Annotated in this window: 23 protein-coding genes; 18 read left to right on the forward strand and 5 right to left on the reverse strand. The window is 65.1% G+C overall.

Annotation, left to right across the window (positions count from 1 at the left end; translation table 11 throughout):
- Positions 1–104 precede the first annotated feature (104 nt).
- Both QF040_RS07140 and QF040_RS07145 read left to right on the forward strand, forming a co-directional pair.
- Positions 105–761, forward strand: coding sequence for a hydrolase (locus tag QF040_RS07140; protein ID WP_429610445.1), 657 nt, complete (start codon positions 105–107; stop codon positions 759–761).
- Positions 762–872: 111 nt separating this feature from the next.
- Positions 873–1,775: a pirin family protein gene (locus QF040_RS07145; protein ID WP_429610446.1), complete on the forward strand. Its 903-nt coding sequence runs from the start codon at positions 873–875 to the stop codon at positions 1,773–1,775.
- A 143-nt stretch (positions 1,776–1,918) separates the two neighbouring features.
- Here the strand turns inward: QF040_RS07145 and QF040_RS07150 are convergent, their stop codons facing one another.
- A complete protein-coding gene (locus QF040_RS07150; protein WP_429610447.1) occupies positions 1,919–2,176 on the reverse strand; it encodes a helix-turn-helix transcriptional regulator in 258 nt (85 codons plus the stop codon).
- A gap of 584 nt (positions 2,177–2,760) precedes the next feature.
- Between QF040_RS07150 and pabB the strand changes: the two genes are divergently transcribed.
- The 3 genes from pabB to QF040_RS07165 all read left to right on the forward strand — a co-directional run bounded on the left by pabB (position 2,761) and on the right by QF040_RS07165 (position 6,540).
- Entirely contained in the window at positions 2,761–4,941 is a 2,181-nt protein-coding gene (gene pabB, locus QF040_RS07155; protein WP_429610448.1) for an aminodeoxychorismate synthase component I, read from the forward strand.
- On the forward strand, positions 4,934–5,797 hold the full coding sequence (locus tag QF040_RS07160) for a DMT family transporter (protein WP_429610449.1): 864 nt from the start codon (positions 4,934–4,936) through the stop codon (positions 5,795–5,797). The genes pabB and QF040_RS07160 overlap by 8 nt, the downstream gene beginning before the upstream one ends.
- 146 nt (positions 5,798–5,943) lie before the next feature.
- Complete coding sequence (locus tag QF040_RS07165; protein ID WP_429610450.1) at positions 5,944–6,540, forward strand: acyl-homoserine-lactone synthase; 597 nt, start codon at positions 5,944–5,946, stop codon at positions 6,538–6,540.
- Between the two features lie 41 nt (positions 6,541–6,581).
- On the opposite strand, the gene QF040_RS07170 is transcribed toward QF040_RS07165, so the two are convergent.
- On the reverse strand, positions 6,582–7,292 hold the full coding sequence (locus tag QF040_RS07170) for an autoinducer binding domain-containing protein (RefSeq protein WP_429610451.1): 711 nt from the start codon (positions 7,290–7,292) through the stop codon (positions 6,582–6,584).
- 250 nt (positions 7,293–7,542) lie between these two features.
- Here QF040_RS07170 and QF040_RS07175 point away from each other — a divergent pair, with 250 nt between their 5' ends.
- The gene (locus QF040_RS07175) at positions 7,543–8,520 is read left to right on the forward strand and encodes a GlxA family transcriptional regulator (protein WP_429610452.1); all 978 of its coding nucleotides are present in this window, start codon (positions 7,543–7,545) and stop codon (positions 8,518–8,520) included.
- 108 nt (positions 8,521–8,628) lie between these two features.
- Here QF040_RS07175 and QF040_RS07180 read toward each other — a convergent pair whose 3' ends face one another.
- Positions 8,629–9,528 (reverse strand): ParB/RepB/Spo0J family partition protein, encoded by a 900-nt coding sequence (locus tag QF040_RS07180; protein WP_429610453.1) that lies wholly within the window; start codon positions 9,526–9,528, stop codon positions 8,629–8,631.
- Complete coding sequence (locus QF040_RS07185) at positions 9,525–10,313, reverse strand: ParA family protein (protein WP_429610454.1); 789 nt, start codon at positions 10,311–10,313, stop codon at positions 9,525–9,527. Before QF040_RS07185 ends, QF040_RS07180 begins: the two co-directional genes overlap by 4 nt.
- Before the next feature lie 235 nt (positions 10,314–10,548).
- Between QF040_RS07185 and QF040_RS07190 the strand changes: the two genes are divergently transcribed.
- From QF040_RS07190 to QF040_RS07220, 7 genes are all read left to right on the forward strand, one after another.
- A complete protein-coding gene (locus QF040_RS07190; RefSeq protein WP_429610455.1) occupies positions 10,549–11,115 on the forward strand; it encodes a hypothetical protein in 567 nt (188 codons plus the stop codon).
- Positions 11,112–11,444, forward strand: coding sequence for a TrbC/VirB2 family protein (locus tag QF040_RS07195; RefSeq protein ID WP_429610456.1), 333 nt, complete (start codon positions 11,112–11,114; stop codon positions 11,442–11,444). Before QF040_RS07190 ends, QF040_RS07195 begins: the two co-directional genes overlap by 4 nt.
- Before the next feature lie 13 nt (positions 11,445–11,457).
- Positions 11,458–11,823 carry a type IV secretion system protein VirB3 gene (locus QF040_RS07200; RefSeq protein WP_429610457.1) on the forward strand — a complete coding sequence of 122 codons (366 nt, stop codon included), beginning with the start codon at positions 11,458–11,460 and terminating at the stop codon, positions 11,821–11,823.
- A gap of 12 nt (positions 11,824–11,835) precedes the next feature.
- Positions 11,836–13,035: a hypothetical protein gene (locus tag QF040_RS07205; RefSeq protein ID WP_429610458.1), complete on the forward strand. Its 1,200-nt coding sequence runs from the start codon at positions 11,836–11,838 to the stop codon at positions 13,033–13,035.
- Positions 12,942–14,342, forward strand: coding sequence for a hypothetical protein (locus QF040_RS07210; RefSeq protein WP_429614626.1), 1,401 nt, complete (start codon positions 12,942–12,944; stop codon positions 14,340–14,342). Before QF040_RS07205 ends, QF040_RS07210 begins: the two co-directional genes overlap by 94 nt.
- Positions 14,335–15,066 (forward strand): type IV secretion system protein, encoded by a 732-nt coding sequence (locus tag QF040_RS07215; RefSeq protein ID WP_429610459.1) that lies wholly within the window; start codon positions 14,335–14,337, stop codon positions 15,064–15,066. Before QF040_RS07210 ends, QF040_RS07215 begins: the two co-directional genes overlap by 8 nt.
- Positions 15,067–15,332: 266 nt before the next feature.
- Positions 15,333–16,139 carry a type IV secretion system protein gene (locus QF040_RS07220; RefSeq protein ID WP_429610460.1) on the forward strand — a complete coding sequence of 269 codons (807 nt, stop codon included), beginning with the start codon at positions 15,333–15,335 and terminating at the stop codon, positions 16,137–16,139.
- 93 nt (positions 16,140–16,232) lie between these two features.
- On the opposite strand, the gene QF040_RS07225 is transcribed toward QF040_RS07220, so the two are convergent.
- Entirely contained in the window at positions 16,233–17,210 is a 978-nt protein-coding gene (locus QF040_RS07225; protein WP_007830058.1) for an IS5 family transposase, read from the reverse strand.
- A 489-nt stretch (positions 17,211–17,699) separates the two neighbouring features.
- Between QF040_RS07225 and QF040_RS07230 the strand changes: the two genes are divergently transcribed.
- The 5 genes from QF040_RS07230 to QF040_RS07250 are packed head-to-tail and all read left to right on the forward strand — an operon-like array spanning position 17,700 to position 23,630.
- The gene (locus tag QF040_RS07230; RefSeq protein WP_429610461.1) at positions 17,700–18,425 is read left to right on the forward strand and encodes a virB8 family protein; all 726 of its coding nucleotides are present in this window, start codon (positions 17,700–17,702) and stop codon (positions 18,423–18,425) included.
- An 11-nt stretch (positions 18,426–18,436) separates the two neighbouring features.
- Positions 18,437–19,264 (forward strand): TrbG/VirB9 family P-type conjugative transfer protein, encoded by an 828-nt coding sequence (locus tag QF040_RS07235; RefSeq protein WP_429610462.1) that lies wholly within the window; start codon positions 18,437–18,439, stop codon positions 19,262–19,264.
- The gene (gene virB10 / locus QF040_RS07240) at positions 19,261–20,592 is read left to right on the forward strand and encodes a type IV secretion system protein VirB10 (protein WP_429610463.1); all 1,332 of its coding nucleotides are present in this window, start codon (positions 19,261–19,263) and stop codon (positions 20,590–20,592) included. Before QF040_RS07235 ends, virB10 begins: the two co-directional genes overlap by 4 nt.
- A complete protein-coding gene (gene virB11, locus QF040_RS07245) occupies positions 20,561–21,709 on the forward strand; it encodes a P-type DNA transfer ATPase VirB11 (RefSeq protein WP_429610464.1) in 1,149 nt (382 codons plus the stop codon). Before virB10 ends, virB11 begins: the two co-directional genes overlap by 32 nt.
- Positions 21,675–23,630: a type IV secretory system conjugative DNA transfer family protein gene (locus QF040_RS07250; RefSeq protein ID WP_429610465.1), complete on the forward strand. Its 1,956-nt coding sequence runs from the start codon at positions 21,675–21,677 to the stop codon at positions 23,628–23,630. The genes virB11 and QF040_RS07250 overlap by 35 nt, the downstream gene beginning before the upstream one ends.
- The last annotated feature ends 34 nt before the right edge of the window (positions 23,631–23,664 follow it).

Here is a 23,664-nt window from a genome sequence, read left to right on the forward strand (position 1 = left end):
AGTTCCGACAGTGACGGCCTACGTCGGCCTTGGCAGCATCCTCTCTCCGAGCCCTTCAATTCCTCAACGATGCGAAGGCGTCAAGTACTTCAAGGAGTTTTCCCATGTCCAAAACGGGTCTCAACGCACTGCTTCGCCCTGAAGACAGCATCGTCGTTCTCATCGACCATCAGCCTTATCAGTTCACCAACTTGAACAGCCACGACGCAACAACGATCGTCAACAACGTCGTCGGCCTGGCCAAGGGAGCAAAGGTCTTCAATGTGCCAACCATTCTCACGACTGTGATTGAAGAACGCGGTGGCTACATCATCAAGCAGCTGCAGGATGTATACCCCGACCAGAAGCCGATCAACCGCACATGGATCAACACCTGGCAGGATCCGCATGTCACGGACATCGTGAAGAAGAGCGGCCGCAAGCAGCTCGTCTTGGCGGCGCTGTGGACGGAGGTCTGCTTGGCGCAACCGGCGATTCAGGCGCTAGGCGAAGGTTATGAAGTCTTTGTCGTGACCGACGCATCGGGTGGAGTCTCGGCCGAATCCCACGATATGGCCGTCCGCCGATTGGTCCAGGCCGGTGCGGTCCCCATCACCTGGATGGCCGTCGTCAGCGAGTGGCAGCGCGACTGGGCCCGAGAACAAACCGCGGTCGAGTTGGCAGGCGTGATGGCCGAGCACGGCGGCGGCAGTGGCATCGCATATGCCTGGGAAGTGCAGCTCCTCGCGTCTGCGGGAAAGTCGGTCACGCCGGGCATGTAAAGAAACGCGAGCTGCCTGCGACCAAGTCCGCTCACGCATGCCTACAAATCCCGAGAGTCTCGGGATTTGCCTTGCGCCGCAATGGCAGCGACAGCTTGAATCGAGAAAGCCATGAACTCACCCAACGATCTGCCGACTTCTGTCAACGCCAACTTTCGCCGCGTCACCTTCAGGACGCGGGGCCATACGCACGGTCCGGTCACCCGGTTGATGAGCCCATCGGACCTTGGTCACGTCCTCAAGCCCTATGTGTTTCTCGACCTGTTTGACCTCGACCTCCATGACCCGCGAGCAGGCTTCTCCATTCATCCGCATTCGGGACTTGCAACGATCACTGTCATCACCGACGGAGGCCTGCGATTCGACGATCCAGCAGACGGAACAGGTCACATCGGTTTCGGCGGCTTCGAGTGGATGCGCGCGGGCAACGGCGTGTGGCACGGTAAAGAGCTGTCCGGTGGGACGACTGCGAAAGCACGGGGATTTCAGCTCTGGATTGCGTTGCGTCCAGACCTTGAGCACGAGGCCGTAGACAGCCAGTACGTTGAAGCCGAGCATGTGCCGACTGTCGGACCCGCGCACGTGATTCTCGGCAGCTATGAAGGCGTCCGCAGCCCAGCTCGCGCCCCTGAGGGCGTGACTTACCTCCTGGTGAGGCTGGCCGCTGGCACCGAATGGACGTTCATGCCACCTCCGACAGAGCCGCTCGCCTGGCTGGCAGTCTCAAGCGGTCATTTGATCGGGGACACGCCAGCCGATGCTGGCGAGATGGTCATTTTTGAGCAGACAGATCAGCGCATCGACCTGAAGGCCAGCTCAAGTGGCGACGCAATCTTCGTGATCGGCTCCGCAACACCGCATCCCCATGATTTGCATATCGGGAGCTATTCCGTCCACACCTCCGCGGACTCACTGGCGAAGGGTGAGGCCAACATCGAACGCCTGCGGCGGCTCCTGATCGCCGCGGGCAATCGACGAAGCGCCAGCGGCACGGTCCCAGTCTTCAAGGACTGAGCATCAGTCTGCGGCCCAGTCCGAAACGTGGCCGCAGACCGCGTGAATGTCCTGCCCTATCCGAGACAAGGGCCGTCCGAGGCGATCCGCATCAATGTTGCGCAGCGCTTATTGGATCGACCGCATCGGCGCATGCACCTGACTCAAGCCATCGGCGATTCGGGTGGGTTCGAATATCTCTCCGGATCCTCAATCCACTGCTGAAGCGCGGCGCGCGGCCAACGACAGGCGCGCACTCCCAGATGTACAGGTGGCGGGAACTTGCCTTCGGCAATTCTTCGATACACGGTGGCGCGACTCAATGCAGTGATGCGAATCACGTCAGCCATGCGGAAGAACGCAGGAGCGCCGACAGGCTGTGGGCCAAGTTCGCGAGGGTTGACATGGTGTTCGAGTTGCATGACAGATCCTTCATGGTTGCCGTGCTTTCAAGCCGCGCATTGTTTGAGAAGAAGTGCCTCGCTTGAAGCGCCGAATGGAAGCAGAACCAGGGCCCAGGCAAGAGCAAAAAGTGCACTGCGTAGGGCTCGAAAATCGCTGTTCAACCCAGCGGCAGCCTCTTTTCAGATCGTCTTCCGCATGGATTTGCTTCTAGCGTGCGACGAGGTGCCACCTTGGACAACTGTGACTTTTGAGAGGCTTCTGAAAGCTGACGGGATGGCCGGATGGCGCGCGGCGTCTCACTTCCGAAAGCGCCTCAGCGCTGCATCAGACCTGTGCCGGCCCGTGACCCAGCGTTGGCTGTGCATCCTAAGCGGGCATTGAAGGACCGCCTCTGCTCCTCTTTACAGCGAAACCGCGTGGGCGACGTTCCTGCATATCGCGATCGAGGTTCAGGGAAGAGGATGGGTGCACTGATCTACCAGGGACCTGTCGCCCCCTTCGGCAAGGCATCCCACGCCGAGCAACTAGCACATTGCGCAGTTGTGAGGCCGGTCCGGATCTTCAACGATGCACAGCCCTGCCTACCGCCAAGGAGCATTCCATGCGCACGCTGCTGATCGACAACTACGACTCTTTCACCTACAACCTCTACCAGTATCTGGCGGCCTGCAACGGTGAACCGCCGATCGTGCTGCGCAACAACGAGATGCACTGGGACGAGGTCGAGCGCATGCACTTCGACAACATCGTGATTTCGCCGGGGCCCGGGCGTCCGCAGCGACGCGCCGACCTCGGCATCTCGGCCGACGCGCTGCAGCGTTCCCGCAAACCCGTGCTCGGCGTCTGCCTCGGGCACCAGGCCATCGCCCATCACTGCGGCGCCCGCGTCGACTTGGCGGTGCGGCCGATGCACGGGCGCCTCGATCGTGTGTCGCACGCGCAACGCGATCTCTTCGCCGGCATTCCAGACCGTTTCGAGGCGGTGCGCTACCACTCCCTCGCGGTCACGCAACTGCCCTCCTCCCTGGAACCGCTCGCATGGACGTCCGACGGCACATTGATGGGATTGCGCCACGTCTCGCTGCCTTGGTGGGGGGTGCAGTTCCATCCGGAGTCGATCTGCACCGAATTCGGCGCGCGGCTGCTGCGCAACTTCAGGGACTTGACGCTGGAATGGCTCGCGCAGGCACCGCGACGCGAGGCACGGGATCGCTTCGGACCCGCACTGCACCTTGATGGTCCGCAGGCGTTGTCGCTGCACGCGGAGTGCATCGACACCGCGGCGGACGCCGAGGCCGTGTTCATGAGCACCTTCGCATACAGCGATTGCGCTTTCTGGCTGGACAGCAGTCTCGCCGAAGCCGGGCGGGCGCGCTTCTCCTTCATGGGCGACGCCAGCGGTCCGCGCACCCAGGTACTGAACTATCGCACCGCGCCGCGCGAACTGATGGTGCGCCGGGGCGACGTCGTCCAGGTGCGCGACGAAAGCATCTTCGACTATCTGCGCGACCACCTCCCGGGCCGGTCGCCAGCAGGCCCGAAGCTTCCCTTCGACTTCGCCTGTGGCTTCGTGGGCTACTTCGGCTACGAACTCAAACGCGAGCTCGACGGTGCACGCGCCCACGACGCGGACACCCCGGACGCGATGTGGATCCTCGCCGACCGCTTTCTTGCCTTCGACCATCTCGAGCAGCAGGTGTGGATCGTCTGCCTCGATGAGGATGCGCCATGCAATGAAAATCGCCGCTGGATGCAGGACATGCGCGAGCGGCTGGAAGCCCCACAGGTGGCGGCGCCGGAGGACGGCGCAGATGCGGCGCACGAACTGCGTTCATTGGCCTGGCGGGTAGACCTGGCCACCTACCGGGATCTCATCCTGCGCTGCCAGCACGAGATCCTGCAGGGCGAGACCTACGAAGTCTGCCTCACGAACCAGTTGGTTGGCGAAGGACGCATCCGACCGCTGGAGGTCTATCGGGTCCTGCGCAAGCACAATCCGGCGCCCTATGCGGCCTACCTGCGCATCGGCGGCTATGCCGTGCTGTGCGCCTCGCCCGAGCTCTTCCTGCGCATCTCCGGCGATCGGGAGGTGGAATCGAAGCCCATCAAGGGGACCGCAGCGCGCGGCGCGACGCCGGCCGAGGACGAAGCGATCGCGGACGCCATGGTCGCCGACGAGAAGACCCGCGCGGAAAACCTGATGATCGTCGACCTGCTGCGCAACGACCTCAATCGTGTCTGCGAAGTCGACAGCGTTCACGTGCCGAGCCTGTTCGCGGTCGAAACCTATGCCACCGTGCACCAGCTGGTCAGCACCATCCGCGGCAGATTGCGTGCTGACCTCGGAACGGTCGACTGTGTGCGCGCCGCGTTCCCGGGCGGCTCCATGACCGGTGCGCCCAAGGTGCGCACGATGAAGATCCTGGACGAATTCGAGGAGGCTGCCCGCGGCATCTACTCCGGCAGCATCGGCTACCTGTCGCTCGACGGCGCGGCCCAGCTCAACATCGTGATCCGTACGCTGGTGTCGGCCAACGGCCGGATCTCCATCGGTGCCGGTGGCGCCATCGTCGCGATGTCCGATCCCGATGCCGAAGTCGACGAGATCGTTCTGAAGGCACAGGCGCTGTGGGATGTTCTCAGGCGCTGCGGTGCGCCGCTGGGCACGCGGCCAGGGACGGGCGCGGATGCAAATGTCGCAGGCGCATCGGTGCTCCAGGAGCCGGCATCCGACCCTATGGCTCCGCACACCAACCCGCCGCCGCCGCCCGCTCATGGCTAGCGCACAGGCCAATCGCCGGGGCATCCTGCTCATGCTGGTGGCCATGGGTTGCTACGTCCTCAACGATGTCTTCGTGAAGCTGGTCGCGCAAAGCCTGCCGCCCGGGCAGGTTCTTGCCGTGCGTGGTGCATTCGCGACCCTCTTCGTCGTGGCCATCGCCCGCGGGGCGCGGGGCGGCTGGCGATCGGCTGTGCGTCCGCTCGTCGGAGTGCGCTGCGGGCTCGAGATCACGACCGCCCTCGCCTCCGTGGTCGCTCTGTCGATGGTGCCGCTTTCCACGGTGAGCACGCTGATGATGACCGCGCCGCTGATGATTGCTGCCACTGCGATGGCCTTGCGCTGGGAGCCCTGGCGCGGCGGGCGTCTGTTGGCTGCTGCCGGGGGGTTTGGTGGCGTACTGCTGGTCATCCATCCGACCGCGCGGCCGGATGTCCCCACGGCCGGTCTGGCCTGTGCGCTGTTGTGCGCCGCCTCGTTGGCAGCGCGCGACCTTGTGACGCGGCGTATTCCCGCCACGATCCCTTCGTCGACCATCGCGGTCGCGACCACGCTGGCCGTGTGCTTGGCGGGCCTGCTGCTGAGCCTTGCGGAACGCTGGACGGCACTCACGCGGTACGAGCTCGGCATGCTCGCAGCGGCTGCAGCTTGCGCGGCGCTGGGCAACTACGCGCTCATCGTCGCCTGCCGCGGCGTCGATCTCTCGATCGTCACACCTTTTCGCTACAGCCTGATCGTCTGGGCCCTGCTGCTGGGATACGCGATCTGGGGCGACATGCCTCGTCCCCAGGCTGCCGTCGGCGTGCTGCTGATCGTCGCGGCCGGCGCCTTCACCGTCTGGACCGCGCGGCGGCCGTAGGTAAAAAGTCCGAACTGTCCCGTGCCACGGTGTCGCAGGCAGTCGATGGAGCGCTCGTCGCGACGCCTACCGCCCTATCAACTCTGACAGTGTCCCCGCGCCTGTCATCACGCTGTAATGCGGGCCTCATTCAACGAGGTGACCTCATGGAGATCATTGCGGGAACGATCGACTCTTTCACGGCAGATGTGCTGTTCGACATGGCGCGCTACCGGCACGAGATTTTCGTCGAGAAGCTGGGCTGGAAGCTCGCTACGCGCGGCCGGCTGGAACTGGACGAATTCGACCGGAAGGACACCATCTATCTGATCGCGCGAAATCCGGACGGCGAGATTGTCGGCACGAGCCGCCTCTTGCCGACACACCGACCCTATCTGCTCGCGAGTGTCTTTCCTCAACTGCTCGGCGACACGCCCGCGCCGTGCTCGCCCGACGTCTGGGAACTGTCGCGATTTGCCGCTGCCGATTGGATGCGGCTCGGCGCGCTTGACAGTCCACATGGCTGGTCGCTCTCGCTGGACATGCTGAGCGTTGCGATGCGGACCGTGGCCAAGCATGGCGGACGGCGACTCATCAGCGCCTCGCCACTGGGCATCGAGCGCATCCTGCGTCGCACGGGCCTGTCCGTGCACCGCGCGGCGCCACCGGTGCTGATCGAGGGCCAGCAACTCTTTGCCTGTTTCATCGATGTGGACGCGAGCTGGTGTCCGCGTCACGACCGGCACGTCGACGCGGTCGGTTGAGTCCCCGCTGCCGGGCTAGTGCGCCCCCCGCAAGCCGGCACTCAGTTCAGGAGCCCGAGCCGTGATGCGAACGCCACGGCCGCACTCTTGGTGGGCGCGCCCAATCTGGCCATGGCGTTCTGCAAATGAAACTCGACCGTGGGTTTCGAGATGCTGAGGATCGATGCGATCGCGTCGCTCGTCTTGCCATCGCCCGTCCAGCGCAGCACCTCGACCTGTCGTCCGCTCAGCGGCTCGATCCCCTCGAGCGGGCTGCCGCCCAGGAGGCGGCAGAACGCGCGGTGGGCGGTATGGACCAGCCACTGCAGCAAGAGGTCCTTGGCAAGCATCTCCGCGGCCGTCAGCGGTTCGCCCGACCTCGCAAGCGTCAGCATGCCGACCCGCGCATCGGGCTCGAAGACCGATTGCGCCCAGCCAACGCGCAGGCCGAACGAGCGCGCTTCGTCCCACATCTGCGGGGCGTTCCGGAAGACGTCGTTGTCCCAGACCACGGGCGTGCCGCTGTGCACGCCGTGAGCGACCGTGGGATCGACCTGGAGGTATCCGGCATCGATGTAACGGCGGTTCCACTGCTCGTCGTACGTGCTGAACATCAAGGTCTTCTGTCGGGTGAAGGGCACGAGCGTGCGCAGCCCGTAGGCGCAGTGCTCGAAGCCGAGGTGCCTGCTTGCCAGGCTGATCTGCGCGAGCACCTCCGACGGCTCGCTTGCCTGGTTCAACCGACCGAGAACATCCTGGGTCCAATCGTTCATAGGTGCGTTTCCTGCATCGTCGGCACCCCCCGCCTTTTTCGCGAGCGAGTCGGCGGGCCTGCTGCTTGCACCCGGCGGCCACTCAGCATGTGATGGAGGCAAGGGTGCGACAGTCTAGAAGCGCCCTGCCGAGCCCGGAGGCAAAATTCACCACCATTTCTGCCAATCTCGCGAGCTCCGCTTCGCGCACTGGCGCGGTGCGGCGCAGCGTTGTGAGATTCCGGATTGATCCTCGCTACGGTGGCTCCTCATGATGCACAAGGTCTGGTTCCTGCTGCTTCCCGGATTCCTTCTTCTCGACATCATCCGCATGCTCGCGGTCTTCAAGGCCGCCAACGCCGCCTTGCGCAGGACACCCGGCAAGCTCGGCGGCTACGACGTTCGACTGGCCTCGGCAACGGGCGGCCACGCCCTGAGTTCAAGTGGCGTGGCACTCTCGACGCGTGCATTGCCGCATCGGCTCGTCGGTCGGGCGAGCACGCTCTTCATCAGTGGCGAGCCCGATCCGGGCTCGGCGGAGCCGGCAGGCGTGCGGCGCCTGCGCGAATGGCTCTCCCGCAACCGGAGGCAGCTGTGCCGCTGCGCCGTCCTGGGCGCCCGAGCTTTGCTGCCGCGTGCGCCGGGCGTCCACGCCGTGCGGCGACAAGGCCGTGCGGCGGCGCCGGCACCGCGCATTGGGCAGCGCGCAGACCGCGCTGCCTGCACCACAGCGCATGACTGGCGGGTCATCGAACCGGACCAGGCGAAAGACCTGGTGTTGTCGTGGATCGCGCAGGACCGAGGTGCCGCGTTTGCGGACATGCTCGCCGCGCGCTTTGCCGTGCCACGCAGCCGTCGCCACGGCATGCCACGTCGCCACCGGGTGCCGATCGAGCCGCCAGCGAGCGACGTTCGGATCGGCACATTGCATCTGTGGATCGGGGCACATCTGCAGGAGAACCTCAGCGTGGCCCGGTTGGCGCAGAAGGTCCACATGTCCACGCGCTCCTTCGCACGCTTCTACGAGCGCGCGACGGGGCTCTCGCCCGGACGGGGCCTACAGCAGATCCGCCTCGATGCCGCCTGCCGTCTGCTCGAGACGAGCCCACTCCCCCTCAAGACCATCGCTGGGCAGTGCGGCTACGGATCCCAGGAGGTGATGCGCAGAGCCTTCGTTCGCGACCTGCAGATGACGCCGCGCGACTACCGGCGGCGCCACGCCACCATGAAAAATGCGGGCGCGGCCTAGCAGGGAGAAGGTCTCGCACGCGCCACAGTCACTGCCCGTTGCCAGACCGCCCGCCGCGACGCGTCCGCACGTCGGGTGCCGATGACTCGTCGACCGACAGCCGCATCGCTAGTCTTCCGTGGCCCAGCACACCAGCCGCAAGTCCGCCAGCGGCAGTAAAGCACGCGTGCCGTCGCCGAAGCGGACCTCCCCGACGTTGCCGTCCTTCGCCTTGATGCGCAGCGACCCGCGCCTTCCACCATGCTCCACCACAAGCACCGTGCGACCGGCGCTGATGACCCGGGAGAGCCCGTTCCCGGGCGCCGCTGGCGCTGAGTCACGGACCGACTGGGGCGATGGCGGGCGATGTCTTGTCTGCGCACGCCCGATCGGCCCGCCCCGCGCGAGCAGCTCCTCAAGCTCGTGCGGGCGATCGCTGGCCATGGCCACCAGCTCGTAGAGCAATCGCACGTCCTCGCCGACCCTCCCCGCCTCCACCGCCTGCCGCAATTGCAGCGGTGCGTCGCTGAGCCGAGCGGCCTCGGTGATGAATGAACGCGGCTTGCCCAAGCGTCGCGCGATCTCGGCGCGGGAGTGGCCTTCCTTTTCCCGATCGGTGATGAAGGAAGCCAGGTCGAATGGCGACATGTCCTCGCGGTGCAGGTTCTCCGCGGCTTGGGCGAACGGGTCGACCCGCTCGTCCACGAATGCCGGGACTGTGGCGAGCCCTGCCTGGCGCGCGGCGCGCACCCTGCGTTCACCGCGGTTGACGATGTACCGGTCCTCATGTTCGGGATGACGTCGCAACGATACCGGCTCCAGCACGCCGTGCTCTCGGATCGATGCGGCAAGTTCCTCGATGCGTTCACTCCGGATGCGACGGCGCGGCTGGCGAGGGTCGAAGTCGATGCGGTGGAGCGCCACCTGCATCGGTGTGCCCGCGCCCGGGGCGGCCGCTTCGCCCGTGAGCAGATCGGCCGCCCTGAACTGCGACAGCACACTCAGGTCCAGCCCGTCGGTCGCATTCATGGCTGCTCTTGCGCAGGCACGGGCTCCTTCGAGGCGTCGATGCGTTGCTGCAGCAACTCGAACACCCGCATCACCTCGAGGCTCGCCTCGCGTGCCGCACTCTTGGGCAATCGCCACACCGGCACGCCCGCGGCCAGCGCCTCGGGAATAGCCGAGCGGGTGGAGATCCGTGCCGGTATCACAAACTCACGGAAGTTCAACGCCAGATCTTGCATCGCGGCCTTCTGCCGCAGCGAATGCGGATTGAACCGGTTCAAGAGGATGGCCGCCAGCCGCAGTTGCGGGTTGTATTGCCGTCTGACGCCGAAGATGGTTTTGAGCATGTCGGCGACGCCATCGATGCTGTACTCCTCCAGCTCGATCGGGCAGGCCACGGCATGGCCAGCGATCAGCGCCGCGCTCATGCGCAAGCCCAGTGCCGGCGGCGTGTCGATCACGACCGCGTCGAATTCCTGCGCCAGGCGAATCACGTTCCTGCGAAATGTGGGGATCACGACTTCCGCCCTCGCGAGTTCGACGTCGGCCAGCTTCTTGCCGCCCGGCGCGAGGGAAATGGTCTGCGGGCAGGCCGGGATGATTGGGCCCATGTCCCCCCCGAAAAGTTCCACCGCCTCGGCGATTGCCGAGGCGCTGCGCAGCGATTTCGAGCTGTTCGCCTGCGCGTCGAGATCGATCAGGCACACCGAGTGGCGTCGCACATCGGCCAGCCAGCAGGCGTACAGCACCGCCAGGGTCGACTTGCCGACGCCGCCTTTCTGGTTGCCGAAGATGACCACGTTGCCCATGACTTGCTCCTCAGGTCTCGGCGAAAGATGCGCGGGACCTCTACGTCCATGCGGCGCGCTGCGAACGCCACTGAGACATGCGGCAGGGCTGTCCCAACGCACGGGGACCCTGCCTCGTTGGTCCGGTGGATCGCCACGCCGCGTCGCTCACGAATATCGCCCCCTCGCGCTTTGCGATGCCACTGTCAAAAACGATAGTCGACACACGCATGCGCGGAGGCGGACATTGCGCCCCATGCAAGCACCCGATGTTCAACGCAGGCAGGCGAGCGACAAAGGCCGACACGCGGCCAGGCTTCCCGTGCTTGTTGTCGCTGGCTTGATGACGCACGCCTGCGTCTCGTGGGCGCAGGCCCAGCCCGCCGCATCCCAACTCGTCGGTCCCCAGCAGCAGGCGGCGCGCGACCACGATCGCATCGCAATCCTTCGCGAAGAGCTCAGGAAGTCGCAAGCGCAATTGGAAGATCTCGTGCGCCGCAAGACCGAGCGGCTCGCCGCATCCGATACGCAGGCAGCGACCGAAGCCGAGACGCAGCGCGTTCGCACGCTCGGCGACATCGCGGCCCTCCGGCGAGAGATCGCGGCCGCCTCGCGTACCTCCACCCAGACCGCGGTGGTCGAAGCCATGGCCGCGCAGTCCACGAAAGCCCCTTCACCCGCCGGCAAGCACGCGGCGTCGACGCCATGGTGGGACGTCTACGGCGGCAGCCGGCGCATGGACCCGTCGGCTTCGGTTTCTCTCGCGCCCCCGTCCGGGCAAGTGCCCGCGGGATCTTCCTCGGCCACTGGAGTCTCGCCATGACCGCATGCTCGATCCACCACAACCGGCCCGCAGCGCGCCTCAGCATCCAACTCCGATGGAGCGGATGCCTGCTCATCGCCCTGCTCGCCGTCGCCCCTGCGGGCGTCGCCTGGGCCGGCAGCCCGTTTGCCACCGGCGCCAACGCGACCCAGCAACAACTCGTCGCCATCCTGACGCCGCTGGCGGCCGTCGCCGTGATGGTCTCCGGCGCCATGGCCTGGTTCGGCCGCCTGAGCTGGTGGTGGATGGTCGCCGTCGTGATCGGCACTGTGCTGGTCTTCGGCGGCCCCCAGATCGTCTCCTGGATCCGGGGCCTGTTCGGGGTGTGAGGGAGAGCGAACCGTGAGTCGCAACCAAGGCATCGCCGCAGATCCTCTGTTCGGCATGACACGACCGTCGATGGTCTGGGGCGTCACCTACTCGGCCATGATGTTCAACATCGTCGTCACAACCGAGTCGTTCATCGTGACCAAGAGCCTTGCATGGCTGCTGGCCTTCGTGCCGATCCACGGAGTGCTCTACCTGGTCTGCCTGTACGAGCCGCGCTTCTTCGACCTGCTGCAGCTGTGGGGCCGCACGCGCCTGCCCGCCATGCTCGGCGGCAACCTGCGGCTCTGGCGTGCGAACTCTTACAGCCCACTGGCGCTGGACATGCCTGATTGGCGGGGACGTCGCCGCATGCGGATGCCGCCCGTAGCGGTGGTCTGACCCGGGATCGCCATGAAGTTGCTGTCACGCTCCGAGCACACGCTGCGCCGCGAGGCAGGCGCGGCAACCATGATCCCGCTGTCGTCGCATGTGGACGAGCATGTGGCGCGGACGCGCGCAGGCGACTATGTGCAGACGCTGCGCTTGGCCGGCACGAGCTTCGAAAGCGCGGACGACGATGACATCAACAGCTGGCACGAGCGCCTCAACGTCCTGCTGCGCAACATCGCCTCGCCCAACCTGGCCCTGTGGACCCACGTGATCCGGCGTCGCGAGACAGGCTATCCGGCCGGGCGGACGGTCCCCGGCTTCGCCGATGAAATCGAACAGCGATACCGCCGGAAAATGGCCGGCGAGCGGCTGATGGTCAACGAGCTCTACCTGTCGGTCGTCTACCGACCGCAGCCGACCCGCATCGGCAACGCCGCGCTGCGGCTCTTCAATCGCGCGGACCCGGAAGGTGCGCAGGCAGAACTGCGCGATGCCCTCGATGCCTGCGGCAAGCTGCGCCAGGAGCTGATCGTGGCCCTGGAGCGCTACGACCCCGAAGCCCTGGGCGTCTATCGGCTGCACGAAGAGGAGGTGCTGTTCTCCTCCCTGATGGAATTCCACGGCCTGCTGGTCAACGGGGAATGGCAGCGCATGCCGCTGCCGCGCGCGCCCCTGAACGAGGTCTTGGCCACCACCCGGCCCTTCTTCGGCAACGAGGCCATGGAATACCGCACGGGCACCCAGACGCGGATCGGGGCCTTCCTCGGCATCAAGGAGTACCCCACGCCCACGGCGCCGGGCATGTTCAGCGCCTTGCTCACCGCGCCCTTCCCCTTCGTTCTCACGCAAAGCTTCACATTCCTGACCAAGAGCACGGCCACCGACATGATGAGCCGCCAGCATCACCGGATGGCGTCCGCGGGCGACCTGGCGGTCTCCCAGGCCGAGGAGCTCAGGGACGCGCTGGACGACCTGATGAGCAATCGCTTCGTGATGGGCGACCACCACTTCAGCCTGCACGTGCTGGCCGACACCTACGACGGCCTCGGCGAGGCCGAAGGCCAGCCCGCCTCAAGCAGCTCAACGACAACGTGGCCCGCGCCCGCTACCTGCTGGGCGACGCGGGAATGGTGGTGGCGCGCGAGGACCTCGCGCTGGAGGCCGCGTTCTGGGCGCAGTTGCCGGGAAACTTCGGCTACCGCAGCCGCAAAGCGCCCGTGACCAGCCGCAACTTCGCCGCGATGTCGCCCTTCCACAATTTCCCGACCGGCCGCGCCACGGGCAACTACTGGGGCGATGCGCTGGCCATGTTCATGACGCGTGCCGGCTCGCCCTACCACTTCTCGCTGCATGCGAGCGACCCGCACAGTCCGGACGGCGGCAGCCGCCGCGACGTCGGACACATCACCGGAGTCGGGCCGGTCGGCACCGGCAAGACCACGCTGCTGGGCTTCTGCATGGTGGCGATCTGCAATCGCCTCGACGCCACGCAGGTCATCTTCGACAAGGACGAAGGACTGCACATTCTGGTGCGGGCACTGGGCGGACGGTACCTCCCGCTCAAGAACGGTGTGCCGACCGGCTGCAATCCGCTGCAGCTCGACGATGCGGTCGCCGACAACGTCGAGTTCATGCGGCAGTGGCTCAGGCGCGTCGTCATGCGCTCGCCAAACGACATCTTGAGCGTCCGTCAGGAAGACGATCTCGATCAGGCGCTGCATGGCACCCTGAAGCTCGATCCACCCTTCAGGCGCCTGTCCCGCCTGTCCGCCTTCCTCGACATCACCGATCCTGAAGGCATGCACGCACGCCTTCGCAGATGGTGTGCCTCGGAGCGCGGCGACTATGCCTGGGTCTTCGACAACGATCGCGACGACGTGGCTCCGCTGCTGGCCCGGCACGCCCTTGTCGGGTTCGATGTGACCGACTTCCTCGACAACGAGGTCGTGCGCGCGCCGCTGACCATGTACCTCTTTCATCTGGTCAACCGGATGGTGGATGGACGCCCGCTCGTGTGCTGGATGGACGAATTCGCCAAGCTCCTGAACGACCCCGCCTTCGCGAAGTTCGCCAAGAACGGCCTGGAGACTTGGCGCAAGAAAAACGCGAACATCGCCACCTTCACCCAGAGCACCAGCCATGTGCTCGATTCCGGCATCGCCCGCGCGATCGTCGAGCAGACGCCCACGAAGATCCTGTTCCCCAATCCGGAGGCGGACTACGACGAATACACCCAGGGCTTCAACCTGACGGACCGGGAGTTCGCACTCATCAAGCAGGAACTCGAGCCCGGCTCCCGGCAATTCCTCATCAAGCAGAACCATGTCAGCGTGGTCGCGCAGCTCGATCTCCACGGCTTCGATGACGCCTTGGACGTGATTTCCGGGCGCACCAGCAACGTCCGCCTCATGCGCGAGTGCATCGCGACCTTCGGACCCGATCCCGGCCAATGGCTGCCGCCTTTCCGCAAGGCGCTGGCTGACCACCCTTCCCGTTCGCGCTCACACCAGGAGAAATCCCATGCGTAGGTTCCTTGCTGCCCTCCTCTTCGCGGTGGCTTCGCTCGCACCGCTGCACGCGAAAGCCGGTATTCCGGTGATCGACGTCACCGCCGTCGCCAACCTGATTCAGCAGGTCATGTACTGGCAGCAGCAGATCTCCGGGATGCAGAAGCAATACGACCAACTGAAGGAATCCAAGGACCAGTTGACCCAGACCCACAACGCGATGACAGGGAGTCGGGGCATGGAGCAGGTGCTGCCCACCTCGGAACTCGCGCGCAACTACCTGCCGCCCAGTCATGGCGAGCTGATGAACACGCTCAACGGCAGTTCGGCCGGCTATGCGGGGCTGGCCAACCAAGTGCAGTCAATCATGAAAGCCAACAGCATCCTCTCAGGAACGCAGATGGAGGCGCTCAGTCCGGAGTTGCGTCAGATCGTGGAGCAAGGACGGCAATCGGCGGCACTGCTCAACGGCATGACCCAGAGCGCGTACCAGAACACCAGCCAGCGTTTCTCGGCGCTGCAACTGCTGATCAGTCGTATCGCTTCCGCACAGGACCCCAAGGCGATCCAGGACCTGCAGGCGAGGATCCAGGCCGAGCAGAACATGCTCACCAATGAGCAGACGAAGCTGCAGAGCCTTTATCAAGTCGCTCATTCTGAGGAACTCATGCGTCAACAACGTTCACGAGAACAAGCCGCGTCGGGAGTTGGCTCGACTAGATCGCTTCCGACTGTGACCTACTAGGTGCGAAGCCTCCATGCAACCGAGAAACTGGGTACTGCCTGTGATCATGACTGTCGCCGCGGCAGGAGGCGGGTCCTACCTGTTAATACGACATGGGCTCGTGAAAGACGTGCAGTGTGAGGTAGCACGAACACCCATCCCTGATAACTCACCCCCTGAGGAATCGAAACGCAGTTTGAACCGGCGAAAACTCGAAGGCATCGGCAGCACGCGCGATTTGCCAGCACTTCCGATTCCGCAAGGGACCGCTCAATAGGCAAGTGATCATGGGGTTCTTTGCTCAATTCTTTTCTTGGCTTGACGGGCAGCTTGCCGGCTATATCGGCACGCACTCGGCGAGGGTTGCTTCCGCGATTGAGCCTGCCGCAGTGACGCTCGCAACCATCTACGTGATGATTTGGGGTTACCTCAGCCTTTCCGGGCGTATCCAGGAACCGATCTGGGAGGGAGTCAAACGAATTTTCACTCTCGCAATCATTCTCGGGATAGGACTTCGGCTATGGACTTATAACCAAGTCCTTACGGATAGTTTCTATCGAGGGCCTGAGCAGCTAGCCGCATCGATCATAGGTGCACCCACTATTGTTAATGTCATTGACCAAGTTTGGTTCGATGGCACGGCAGTGGCCGAACAACTGCTAAGAAAAGGGAGCGTGCTTGATAGTGACTTTGCCTTCTATGTCGCAGGGTTCTTGGTCTATCTGCTAGTTGGTCTGACCGTTGTTGTTACTGCTTTCTTGCTTGGACTTTCGAAGATTGCTATTGCGATCCTGTTGGCCCTCGGACCGATTTTCATCGTCCTGCTTTTCTTCGATGCAACCAAGCGATTTTTTGAATCCTGGACTGCTCAACTAGCGAACTACGCGCTCGTCGAGGTTCTCACGCTGCTAGCTGCGGCGCTTCTTCTCAACATCGTCAAGGCGTACGCTGCCGGCGCGGCGGCATCGGGCGCTGAAATAACGATCGCTGCTAGTGTGCGGGTCTGCGTTGCGTCAGCCCTTGTTTTTCTTGTCATGCGCCAAGTCATGTCAATTGCGGCAGGGCTTGCTAGGGAATGTCTGATCAAGTCGTAAATTGGCTTGATGACGAGTGTGCGTGTTGTGCCGCCGCGCTTGCGGGCTCATCGCGCCGGGCATCCCACGTGTTTGAAGGCCTCTTTGCTCCCTTCACGCTGCCTGCGGGCGCACCTGTCCCATCATCGCAATCAGTTTCTTCCTGGCCATCCACAGGTTCGACAGCGCAAACAGCGTGATCACATGCGCCGTGTTCTTGGCCAGTCCCTTGAACCTCACCTTCGCCAGGCCGAACTGCCGCTTGATCACCCGAAACGGGTGCTCCACCTTCGCCCGGATGCTGGCCTTCTGGTATTCCTGCTTGCGTGCTCTGGCCTTGGCTCGGCCCTCGGGCATCTTCGCCATGTCGCTGGGCCTGCCCGCAATGTGCCACTGCACATCCCGCTTGACTCGGCTCTGTGCTCCGCGATAGCCAGAGTCTGCCCACACCGTGTCCTCTTTGCCGTGCAGCAGATCATCCACCTGCTCCACGTCCGCTTCGTTGGCCGCGGTGGTCGTCACCGTGTGCACCAGCCCCGAGTCCGCATCCACACCGATGTGCGCCTTCATCCCGAAGTGCCACTGGTTGCCCTTCTTCGTCTGGTGCATCTCAGGGTCTCGCTCGCCGCTCTCGTTCTTGGTGGAACTGGGCGCCGCGATGATCGTGGCGTCCACGATAGAGCCGCGCTTCAAGAGCAGTCCCTTCCTGGCCAGATGGGCGTTGACCTGCTTGAAGATGTCTTCAGCCAGATCGCTGGCTTCCAGCAAGTGGCGGAAGTTCAGGATGGTCGTCTCGTCGGGGATCGCCTCCAGACCAAGTCCGGCGAACGTGCGCAGCGAGGCGATCTCGTACAAGGCTTCTTCCATCGCCGGGTCGCTCAGGGCGAACCAGTTCTGCATCAGGTGCACACGCAGCATGGCTTGCAGCGGGTAGGGGCGACGGCCTCGGCCTGCCACTGGATAGTGGGGTTCGATGACTTTGAGCAGCGCCTTCCAAGGCACCACCAGTTCCATCTCGGCAAGGAAGACTTCGCGCCTTGTCTTCTTCCTCTTGCCTGCTTGCTCGGCATCCGAAAAACTGATCTGACTCATCGCTCGTGCTCCTTTGCAGGGTTCAGTCCTTCATGCAAGAAACGTGCTCTTGATCAGACCTTCCCTAGTGGAGTAGCGCTGAGCACCTATGGAGTCGTCAGCGGTGCGCTTCGCTGGGGACTCGGCGGGGCCAAGCGCACCAGCTACGAATTCGGTCGCGGCGTGCTTGACGGCCTACGGCGGGAGCCTCGCAGTCGCTGGGATTCGTTTCGCCGCTTGGCAGGCAATCGCATTGGTGCCGGCCTGGCTTCGATGGCTAGTGTCGGCGCCACGCGTCGCGGCGGCACCGTGCTTCCAAGAGAACAGGTCATGCCGGGCCTGTCGCGTCATCGCTAGCGGAGGGCGTACAGATGAAGCTTTCGACGATCCTTTATTCGCTTGTTCTTCTGCTGGCGGCATGCGGCACTCGCCCGCCCACGCCGCCGGATTGCGAAGGTCCGCTCACACCGATCAACATCCCGAATGGCGTTTCCGAATCAGGAGCGGTTCATGCACCGGAACGCCGCCCTTGAAAACTACATGAACGAGGCCCAGAGCTGGGAACTCGACCGCGCGCGACGCGCGGAGCGATCCAGCAAGATCGCCTGGACCGTGGCCGCCGCGGCAACATTGATCGCGGTGCTTTCGGTCGCCGCTGTCGGCGGGCTCACGCCGCTGAAGCAGCCCGTTCCCGTTCTCATCCGCGTCGACAGCAGCAGCGGGATCGTCGACATCGTTCCCACCTACGAGGGCTCCACCGACATCGAGCCGCTCGTGACTCGCAACCTGCTGCAGAACTACGTGATCGCGCGCGAGCGCTACTTCTACGGCACCGCGGAGGCGGACTACGAACTGGTCGCCTCACAGAACTCACCTCGGCTCAACCAGGAATGGACCGCACTGTGGGCGATCGAAAATCCCGTATCGCCTCTGAACATCTACAAGGACGGTACGTCCATCCGCGCTCAGGTGCGATCAGTCACCTTTCTCAAGCTGGGCAGCGGGAAGGACAAGCTGGCACAGGTGCGCTTCACCCGCTCGACGCGCACAGGCGGCACCGGTGACGAACAGACCAGCCACTGGGTCGCCACGATCGAGTTCGCTTATGTCCCGCCATCGACGGACAACAAGATGCGATCGCTCAACCCACTGGGCTTTCGCGTCGTGGAGTACCGCCGCGAGCCCGAGGTCGCCCCGGTCGGTGGAACTGCACCGAGCAGGCAGGATGCGCGATGACGCCGTGGCGCGTGCCCCACAGGTTTGGCCTTGCCATCGGGCTGGCGGCAAGTCTGGCGCTGGCTGCGCCGTTCGGCCGATGCGCGACCGTGCCGCCGGCGGGCAAGGTCGATGCCCGAGTGCGTGTGGTTGCCTACGACCCCGAGGACGTCGTCACGCTGCAGGGCTATGTGGGCTACCAGATCCATCTGCAGTTCGCCGAAGGCGAGGAGTTCGTGAACCTTGGCGCGGGCGACAACGGCGCCTTCGATGTCGGCGCCGAGCGCAACCACTTCTTCATCAAGCCCAAGGAAGCGCGCGCCTTGACCAACTTCACCCTCCTCACGAACCGGCGGGCCTACCACTTCGACTTCATCGTGTCGTCCGTCGCGCCCGCGGGCGCAGCGACCAAGCGCATGGTGTATTCGATTCGTTTCACCTACCCGGAGGACGAGGCCCGCGCCGCGGCAGCGGATCAGGAACGACGCAGGACCGAAGCGCGCATGAACGAAGAGGCCTCCAAGCGCCCACGCAATGCCGACTACTGGTTCTGCGGCAGCGAATCGCTCAAGCCTGAGAGCGCCCACGACGACGGCGTGCAAACGCGACTGCGCTTCCAGGCGCAATCGGACTTTCCCGCCATGTTCGTGCGCAACGACGATGGGTCCGAGTCGCTGTTGAACTTCAACGTCGAAGCGGATGAGGTCGTGATCCACCGCGTGGCGCGCAGCTTCGTACTGCGGCGCGGTGGACTGGTCGGCTGCGTGGTCAACCGGTCGTTCGTCGGCGGCGGCACGCGCACCCCGACCCACACGAGCGCCGAAGATGTGCGCCGCACCACGACAGGAGAGCGGCCGTGACCTGGATCGACCAGACGCGCCGCAGCGCCCGAATGGATCCGCCAACGCCTTCCGATGCATCCGAGATCGACCCCGGCACCGGGGAGATTCTGTCTGCACGGACTGAAGCAGCCACCGGAGGGGCCGCGGCTCGCGACGCCGACGAGCGCACCACGGTGCGAGGCGAACGCGCCATTCCATCGGTCAATCGCGAGCGCTCTGTACAGTCGCGCATCAGCGGATTCCTGGCACTGGCCGTGATTGTTCTGCTCGGCGGCGGCTTTCTGTTCTGGTACTACAACACCCAGTACGCCAAGACCCGCGAAGCCGAAGAGGCCGCGAGAAAGGCGGCCTCGGCGCGTGCCGGCGGCGAGATGAAGGTACCGCCGCTCGGCCGCATCGATCCCCCGAAAACGCCGCCGGAGCCGCCGCCGATCGCCGGCACGCCCCCTGCCCCAGAGGCCGCGGCCGTCAATGCCGGCACCCCGCAAAAGACGCCCGAGCAGATCGCGCTGGAACGGCAGTTGGGCACCCCGGTGCTTCGGCGCGCGCAGTCCGCCCAGCCCTCGGGCAATTCGACACCGCACGCGTTCACCGATCCGGCGGTGCTGCCCGCCGGCGGCGTGCCAGGCATGTCCCAGCTGTTCGGCGCGCTGCAGCCGCCTGGCGCCGGCTCGGCCGGAACCGGCGGCGGTCAACTTGGCGCCAGCCTCCGGCCGACGCCGACCCCGGCGGTCCTCGCCCAGACCCTGCCCACACGGCGCATGCTGCTGCCCAAGGGCGCGTTCATCGACTGCACGCTGGAGACCGCCATCGACTCCACCTACGAGGGCATGACCACCTGCATCGGCGCGAGCGACATCTACGGGGCGGATGGCAAGGTCGTGCTGCTGGAGCGCGGCACCAAGTACGTGGGCGAGCAGCGCGGAACGCCGCGGCAGGGACAGGGCCGGGTCTTCATCCTGTGGAACGAAGCCCGCACGCCCACCGGCGTGGTGGTCCAGCTCGCCTCGCCGGGAACCGACGAACTGGGACGCAACGGGTTGCCCGGCTTTGTCGATACCCACTTCTGGGATCGCTTCGGTGCCGCGGTCCTGATCTCGGTGATCGACGGCACGATGCAGGCGATCGCCGCCCAGCCGCAAAGCGGCAACCGGGTCGGCAGCGGCGGCGGCTTGGTGCTCGGCCCGCAGGGCAGCCGGGACGTGATGACGGAGGTGCTGCGCAGCACGGTGTCGATTCCGCCGACCGTCATCAAGAACCAGGGCGAGCGAATCCAGATCCTGGTCGCTCGCGATGTGGATTTCAGGAGCGTCTATGCGCTTCGAAACGACCCAGCCACTCCCTGAACGCACGCTCTGCGCCGCCACCGTCGACCTGCGATCGGCGACCAGTCCTGTGTCTGCCGCGGCAGCCGCGGAACCGCCCTCTTCGCTTGTCCTCTTCCTCGGTCCGCTCGGCCGTCTGCTGGAGGATCCCGAGGTCACCGAGATCTGCATCAACGAGCCTGGCGTGGCTTTCGTGGAGCGGCAGTCGGGCTGGCTGCGTGAGGAGTTGCCGTTCGCAAGCTTCGACTGGTGCATGGCCATCGCCAAGCTTGTGGCCAACTTCACGCACCAGCGGATCTCGGCCAACGAGCCGCTCCTGTCCGCCACCCTCCCGGGCGGCGAAAGAATCCAGATCGTGCTGCCGCCTGCGACGCTGGAGCGGACCGTCTCGATCACGATCCGGCGTCCGTCCCACACGCTCTGGAGCCTCGAAGAGCTGGCGGATCTGTGCGTCTTCGAGCCGACGCGCAGCGCTCCCGGCTGCCCGGTGCTGCCATCCGATCCGGACAACCTGGCGCCGGAGGACCGGGAACTGGCGGAGCTTCTCGCACGCCGAGAGTTCGTGCCGTTCCTGCGCCGCGCGGTGCAGTCGCGCAAGAACATCCTGTTGTCCGGGGCCACAGGCTCGGGCAAGACGACCGTCGGCAAGGCGCTGATCCTCGAAGTGCCGCCCGAGGACCGCCTCATCACGATCGAGGACGTGAAGGAACTGTCGTTGCGCAACCAGCCCAACCATGTGAGGCTCTTCTACTCGCAGGGCTCCCAGGGACAGGCGGAGGTCACGCCCGGCCAGTTGCTCGCAGGTGCCAAGCGCCAGCGCCCCGACCGGGTGTTCGTGTCCGAGTTGCGGACTGGCGAAGAGGTCTACGACTACCTGGTGTCCGTGAACACCGGCCACCCCGGCTCGATCACGAGCGTGCATGCGGACAGCGCGGCGATGGCCTTCGTGGCACTGGCGCAGTTGATGAAGCGCAGCCAGGCGGGGCAAGGCATGAGCACGCGCGACGGGGTGGAACTGGCGCAGATGAGCGTGGACATCGTCGTGCAGTGCGCGCGCGAGCGGAGGGACGACCGGCCGCGGCGCATCGTGCGGGAGATCTGGTATGACCCTGGCACCAAGACCCGAAGGCTTGCCTAGCCCCTTCAGGATTGCCGTCGCAATGCTGGTGGCCGCGATCATCGGCGTCTACGTCGCAGGCCACGCGTTCCTGATGGCGATGAAACTGCCGCCGCAGCAAGTCACGCTGCTCACGCTCCACGCCTATTGGCAGGCCTACGGCGAGCGGCCGGACGTGCGCCGCGCCCTCTTGGCATCGCTCGCGGGTTCCCAGGGTTTGGCGCTGGGCCTGGTCGGCGTCGCCATACTGCCGCGTCGCCGGCCGCTGCACGGCGAGGCCCGGTTCGCGAGCCGCCGCGAGATCGCACGGGCCGGGCTGCTGCAGGAGCACGGCATCATCCTCGGGCGCCTGGGCAACCGCTACCTGGTGCTGCCCGGCCAGCAGGGTGTCGAGCTCGAGGCGCCGCCGCGCAGCGGCAAAGGCGTCGGCGTGGTCATTCCCAATCTGCTGAACTGGCCCGGCTCGGCCATCGTCAGCGACATCAAGGGCGAGAACTTCACGCGCACGGCGGGTTTTCGGGCGGCGCATGGGCAGGAGGTGCACCTGTTCGATCCGTTGTCGGAGCGCGAGTGCTCGGCACGCTGGAATCCACTGGGCTACGTGTCCGAGCAGCCCTACCGCTGCATCGACGACCTGCAGCGCATCGGCACGATGCTCTTTCCCGATCCGCAGGCGGGCGACCCCTTCTGGAGTTCGTCGGCTCGGTCGCTGTTCCTGGGCATCGCCCTGTACCTGTTCGAGACCCCGGGCGCCACGCGCACCCTCGGCGAGGTGCTGCACCAGGGCATGGCCAGCGATGCGGAGGGCTTCCAGAAGCACTGGAAGCGCGTGATCGATGCCTGCGAGCGTGCCGGCTATCCCCTCTCGCAGGAGGCGGTGCAGAGCCTCTACGACGTGATCGACCTGGCGCCGACCACGGCGTCGAGCATCCGCAAGACCTTTACCAGCCGCCTGGACCTGTGGCTCAACCCGATGATCGATGCGGCCACCTCGGCCAACGACTTCGATCTGCGGGACCTGCGCAAGCGCCCGATCTCGATCTACGTGCAGATCAATCCCGACAACATCGCCCGGCTGCAGCCGCTGCTCAATCTCTTCTTCCAGCAGGCGATCGGCCTGCAGACGCGCGAGCTTCCCGAAAGCAACGCGCAGCTTCGCCACCAGTTGCTGCTGATGCTCGACGAGTTCGCGGCGCTCGGGCGCATTCCGGTCATCGCCGATTCCACCGCCTTCCTGCCGGGCTACAACGTGCGCACCGTGGTCATCGTGCAATCCCACTCGCAGCTGGTCGAGAAATACGGCATCGAGGGCGCCAAGTCGATCCGCAAGATGCTGGCCGCGCGCATCGTGTTTCCGCCCAAGGAGTACGAGGACGCCGAGGCCATCTCCCGGGAGTTGGGGACCTGCACCGTCCGGCAGAAGAACATGAGCCGCCCGATGTGGGGCGGTGCGGCCAAGGGGGCGACGGTGAGCATCAGCGAGCAGCCGCGCCGCCTGCTGTTGCCGCAGGAGGTCAAGGAGCTCGGGACGGACCGGATGCTTCTCTTCTACGAAGGCCTGCGGCCTGTGCTGGCGCATCGCGTCCTGTACTTTCGCGACCGGTTCTTCGCCCCGCGGGAGCGCCCGCCGCCGCCGGTGCCCAAGCTCGACGTGACCAGGCGCGGTGCCATCCTCGCGCCTGTTTGTCCGACCGTGACCGATGACGAGCAAGACACCGCCGGCATGCGTTCCGAATTCATCACCGGCGCCGCACCGAAAGACGGTGGCCCGTCACCAGCGAACACAACGGCGGCGAGCATGGCGGGCGACGCACTCGACGATGAGCTGAAGCTGGACGATTTCTCGTTCGACTTCGATGACGTGGAGATTCCCACCGAGAAGCTCAGCGAGGAGGACCTCAAGCGCCTTGCCGACGAGTTCATGGCGCGCATCCTGGATTGATGTCCTCGACTCAAGCCTGAATCAGGACGCCCCG

Source organism: Variovorax sp. W2I14, from assembly GCF_050435205.1.
In the GTDB taxonomy this organism is placed as follows: domain Bacteria; phylum Pseudomonadota; class Gammaproteobacteria; order Burkholderiales; family Burkholderiaceae_C; genus Variovorax; species Variovorax paradoxus_C.